The organism is Desulfobacterales bacterium, from assembly GCA_029211065.1.
GTDB lineage: Bacteria > Desulfobacterota > Desulfobacteria > Desulfobacterales > JARGFK01 > JARGFK01.
In genome coordinates, this window is the sequence record JARGFK010000180.1 from 1 (window position 1) to 5,303 (window position 5,303).

General features: G+C 42.7%; 6 protein-coding genes. All 6 read right to left on the reverse strand.

Going from position 1 to position 5,303, the window contains the following annotated elements; translation table 11 throughout:
- Window positions 1–803, reverse strand: an 803-nt coding sequence (locus P1P89_21965; protein MDF1594185.1) for a glycosyltransferase family 4 protein, incomplete at its 3' end; no start/stop codon positions are given.
- A gap of 88 nt (window positions 804–891) precedes the next feature.
- Window positions 892–1,836: an NAD-dependent epimerase/dehydratase family protein gene (locus P1P89_21970; GenBank protein MDF1594186.1), complete on the reverse strand. Its 945-nt coding sequence runs from the start codon at window positions 1,834–1,836 to the stop codon at window positions 892–894.
- Between the two features lie 84 nt (window positions 1,837–1,920).
- Window positions 1,921–2,808, reverse strand: a complete 888-nt coding sequence (locus P1P89_21975) for a glycosyltransferase family 2 protein (GenBank protein MDF1594187.1) — start codon at window positions 2,806–2,808, stop codon at window positions 1,921–1,923.
- A gap of 14 nt (window positions 2,809–2,822) precedes the next feature.
- Entirely contained in the window at window positions 2,823–3,899 is a 1,077-nt protein-coding gene (locus P1P89_21980) for a glycosyltransferase (protein ID MDF1594188.1), read from the reverse strand.
- A gap of 12 nt (window positions 3,900–3,911) precedes the next feature.
- On the reverse strand, window positions 3,912–5,012 hold the full coding sequence (locus P1P89_21985; protein MDF1594189.1) for a glycosyltransferase: 1,101 nt from the start codon (window positions 5,010–5,012) through the stop codon (window positions 3,912–3,914).
- On the reverse strand, window positions 5,005–5,303 hold a 299-nt coding region (locus tag P1P89_21990; protein MDF1594190.1), incomplete at its 5' end, for a hypothetical protein. The genes P1P89_21985 and P1P89_21990, both read right to left, overlap by 8 nt.

The following is a 5,303-nucleotide window of genomic DNA, read 5'->3' on the forward strand; positions in this document are numbered from 1 at the left end:
TTGTATATTTGGGGCAGATCCGCATAGGGAACCATTCCTAAAAAATCCACGGGGATTGATAACCCATCAGCCAATTTCAAAAGGTTCTGCCTTTCGGGTCCGTCCCCGACGATAATCAATCTTGCCGAAACATCCCTTATCAGCGCTTTGAACGCCTTCAATAAAGAATCAATCCCCTTTCTGGAATCGAGCCGGCCGACACAGAGAATTTTTTTAACCTCTGAAGTAAACACCCTGGGTTTCACAGGTCTGAAAATATCTGTATCGATTCCGATGGGAACATATGAAACCCGTTTTGTCTCACCTCCGAGCCAGTTGATTTCGTGAACCAGATCTCGTGAATTGACAATGATGCCGTCCGCTTTTTTTACAAGCCGTCTGTCCAGCGGGATGTAAAGCCGGTTGAGCAAAGCATGTACCGGTTTTCCGGTTTCTCTACAGCCGACGTACTCGCCATAGCGGGTTGCGACAAAACCGGCAACCAATGGCCTTTTGAACTTACCGAATAGAGGCGTATAGTTGGAATAGATTACGTCAAAATTCTGCTGCAGCTTTTGAACCAGAACAGAGGCATGATAGCCAAAGAAGGGTAGCTGCGTCAGGAAGGTTGAACCAAAGGATGGAACACGATAAATCGTAATCGTGTTTGTCCGCTCAACAAATTTTCCCCATCCCGGATGGTTCGCGATAAGGGTTAAATCGATCCCATGGCGGTGAGCACCCCTGACCAGATATTCAGCCACCCTACACATACCGCCCTTAACAAATGGCGGATACTCCCGGGTGACAAGAAGAAGTTTCATCCTCTATTTTCCATATGCTGCTTTTTTAAAATACATTGCACCCACATGCGTTTCATGTGAATATGGTCCTTATCATTCGACAAATCCGTTATAATTCGCCCTTTTTATGCTTTTGATAACACCAGTCCCACGTCCTCCGGATCCCTTCTTCAAAAGAAATCTGTGATTTCCATCCGGTTTCTTCGATCAGTTTTGTGCTGTCAAGTACATTAAACGGGACATCAAATGGCCGAAGCGGCAACCTTTTGACTTTTGGTTCAAGTCCGACGGATTTGGCAAACGGGTAGAGGGCGGCAAGGATATCATTGTTATTTCTTCCAACGCCGCTGCCGATATTATAGCATGAGTTCAGTTTGCCGGACGTCGATGCCGCAATGATACCTTCTGCAACATCATCGACATGAATATAATCTCTGACGGTCCCGGTTTTACCAAAAACAGTTATACTCTGCCGCCGTAAAATGGCGGCGATGGCATTGATGATAAAGCCCTGCTCCTCATTGGGTTTTTGCCCTTCGCCATAAGCGTTGGCCGGTCTGATGCAAATAACCGGCAGTGATTTTATCTGGCTGAACATCTCGGCATACTTTTCAGTAGTCAGTTTGCTGATCCCATATGGAGATATCGGTTGGGTCGGATGGTCTTCTTTTATTGGAATTTCCCGACATTTCCCGTATATGGCGCCGCCCGTCGAGACAAAAACAAACTTTTTCACACCTGCAAGAATAGCTGTTTCGAGAAGGATCACCATTGCAGGCAGATTATTGAGAATATCCTTAACCGGATCATCATAGCTTGTTTTTGGAACCGTGAGGTAACCCAGGTGAACAATTTCGTCAACACCCCGAAGGGCGTCCAGCAAAAAGTGTTTATCGCCGAAATTGCCGGCGGCATAGCGAACGGTTTTTGGAAGCGCCCGCGTAGGAATCGGTTTTCTGCCGATTACCGTTACTTGCATTTGTCTCAAACTTAATTTATTTACTACGTGGGAACCGATAAAACCAGTTCCGCCGATTACACAGCAATGCCTCATTGGATTTTTTTCCAATCATCTGCTTGAAATGTCGAAAATCAAATTGCCGAAAAAATAATGGCAATTATCGGGGGATCGTATCGCTCAACGCTTCTCCCTGAAAGAGTCAATACCGGAACCTGCCGTTTCAAAGATCGCCTGTTTATACCCTGAAATTGCATTCAAATTTTTATAGCGGATGCTTCTTGCCAGCGCACGCATTGCCAAAATGATCACTTTGATGACCAGGGACAGCTTTCGCCCCCTTTTATTGCTGAACATTTTATCACACAATAATAAATGGCACCGGTTCAGGTGATATTCATAGAACAGCGAATTGTTTTTAGACGAAGCATTTCCCTTATGATAAATTCTGGACTGATCGACAATTCCGTATCTGAGTCCGTTTTGAAAGGCTCTATAGCAGAACTCGATATCCTCACCGTACATAAAAAAAGAGGCATCGAGCATCCCGATTTTTTCAAAAACTTGCCGATGAACCAGTATACAGCATCCGCTGAGATAAAACAGGGTTCCCGGTATGAAAGAGGTATCGCGGTGCGTGATCAAGCCGGAAAAGCGGTTATAGAAATATCCCCGGGCCCACAACTCGCTTCGTTCGGGGAAACAGTATATAACGGGTGCGGCCATATCAAATCCGTTTTCATCCATTCCTTTCGACAAACACCGGATCGAGTCCGGCAAAGCAACGGTGTCATTGTTAAGCAATAAAAATGCGTCAAAACTTTCTTTGTTTAAGTTAGCTATCGCAAAGTTGACCCCTCCCGAAAACCCCAAATTCTTTTGCGGAAACAATATCTCTACCTGGGACTCTGTATCGAAAGCCGCTTTCAACATGCCTCTTTCACCACTGTCCGCGGAATTGTCAACGATGACCACACGTTTGAGTTCATCCTGCCCTGCCAGCGACCGGACGCATGAAACAGTGTCTTGATGGCCAAAATAATTGAGTATAATACAACAGATTTGCATATGTTCCAGAGAGCTTAAACCGTTTGTCTTCTCATTTTAAACGGTATTTTCCCAAATACAAATCTAAACAGGTACATTGAGGTCAGCCTTTTTAGAATTAGCGGCCCCAGTATAGCCAACAGCAACGCGAGAAGACGATTTTCAATCATCGGACAGCTGTTTAAAATATCCATAACTCGTGGATCCATTTTATCAGACACGTCGAGATTTCTTTTCATTATCAAACGTGCGCGGACAGCTTCGAGCGCAAGCATTCGCTCCAGATAAATCCTGGGGCGTCTGTTTTCCGCGATATCCCGCATTTTTTTAAAATGTTCATTGTAAACGAATTCGAGATAGAGCTGCAGCAAATCACATATCTCCATTCTGAATTTTTGCTCATTTCTATTGGTCATGGACGTCGATTCCGGATGGACCCTGAATGTTGCCAATGTCTCAGGAACATAATGAAAACCCAAATTACATCCGATGCGTAAAAGCAATTCAAGATCGCACAGCTGAATAAATTTTGGATTAAACCGTCCAAATTTTCTAAATACATCCCGATGAATCATTACCGCCGTTGGCTCTCCAATGAAATTGCATCCGGGTTTGTTAAAAACAGCATAACACAAATCGTTCGGAGCAATATGCGTTCTCCCCGGAAAAATCGCATCGATAGACTTATTACCGGAAAAATCGTCATATATCTTCTTGACTTCCTGGCTGACGGTATTGAATACTATTCTTCGTCTGCTGACAATCATTCCATTTGAAAATTCTGCCGCTTTTATCATCTTTTCCAGACAGTCGGGATCAATCATATCATCTTGGAAAACGTACTTGATCCATTCACCGCGAGACAGTTCAAGGCAACGATTCCAATTTTCTACGAGGCCCAAGTTTACCTCATTCCGAACAACATGGATCCGATCACCCCGATCACGAAACCGTTGTGCAATTTCAAAACTTGCATCCGAGGATTGGTCATCAACTACGATGACTTCAAAATTTCGAAAACTTTGCTTGAGAATACTTTCTAAGCACTCTTCCAGGAAGCTTTCCCCGTTATAAACAGGAATGCATATTGAAACCAAAGGTGATTTATTCATATGGTGTGATACTCACTTCTGAAAATGTCGCCTAATGTTACTAAAAAACCGAAAGGGCTTTGTCATCCGCCATGAATAAGTGGATTTTATGCGAGTAATTTCTTCCTTTAGAGATGCAATTTCATTAAAACGAGAGCAATCTTTCGTGCCCGTTAATTTAATTAGATCGGGAAAAGAAAAATGATAATTATTTTCCAATATATTTCCCGCGTCGGAGTCCTGAAATAATTCATATAGCGTATTAATGGCAAAGGGTCGATGTAAATAACCCCCTTGCTCTGCTGCATATATAGCAACAAGAAATGGAATATGGTTATTAGAAGGGGCCATTATTTCTTTTATATCAGGGAAAATCGACCGCAATTCATCAACTGATGATATTTTCAGGTAATTCTTAAGCACTTGCTGAAATTCCATATAGCTGCGAATATGGGTTTCAGGTTTATTGCCACTTTGATTCATTTCATTTGCGCGCACACGGAAACGGGTTAGCGGCATCTCAAGCACATATATATCGTACTTCATGCACAAACGCACCCACATTTCCAGATCACAGATCTGAGCAAACCTCCGATCGTATAGACCCACCGATTTATAGCAGGATTTCCGTACCATGACACTGGGGTGGCAAAGGCAGTTCCCAAAATAGAAGAAATGCCGCAGCCATTCAAACCTCGTTCTATTGGGCTGATCGAATATTTGTGAATAAACATGGTCGTCTTCTTTAAAAGGATCTCCTTTCTCGTTAATAACCTGTACTCGGGTGAATACAGCGCCAACATCCGAATAGTCATCAATAAATTTAACCTGTTTCTCTAACTTCTCTCTTTCCCAAATATCATCAGAGTGATGAATAGCGATGTACTCACCCGCCGCCACCTCAGATATGGCCTTGTTGATCCCCCATGCACCTCTTTTCTGTTCATCATTATGGAACGCTTTGATTCGCGGATCGGAATATTGCCTGATCAAATGCCAAGAGTTATCCGAAGAAGCATCATCCCAGATGATCAGTTCAAAATCAGTAAAGGTCTGACCAAGAACGCTATCAATCGCTTCATTTAGGTATTTATCATGATTAAATGATGTTAGTATAATAGAAACTTTAGGCAATCGTCCCATCCTGAACAAAAATGTCCAAGGGAGTATTTTTAATCTCTGTTATAATTTGTTTAACAATTTCATCAGGCAATATACCTCGCCAGCTGTCATCGCGCGCATTGGCGCGATAGACTGAATAAGGGTCAGCATCATGCCTTGTTTTAGTTCCAACAAGGAATCGTTCCACCTGTTTGCATAACCCTAACTTACAAAAATCAAAAATTTTTTTTGTCGTATCAAATGGTTCTTTATTCAGTTTATTATAACTAACCAGAAAAAACTGCTTAGGGAATTGTCTTTTAA

Coding starts and splice junctions, on each gene's coding strand:
- P1P89_21970 (MDF1594186.1), bottom strand. CDS start 1,836: ATGAGGCATTGCTGTGTAATCGGCGGAACTGGTTTTATCGGTTCCCAC.
- P1P89_21980 (MDF1594188.1), bottom strand. CDS start 3,899: ATGAATAAATCACCTTTGGTTTCAATATGCATTCCTGTTTATAACGGG.
- P1P89_21975 (MDF1594187.1), bottom strand. CDS start 2,808: ATGCAAATCTGTTGTATTATACTCAATTATTTTGGCCATCAAGACACT.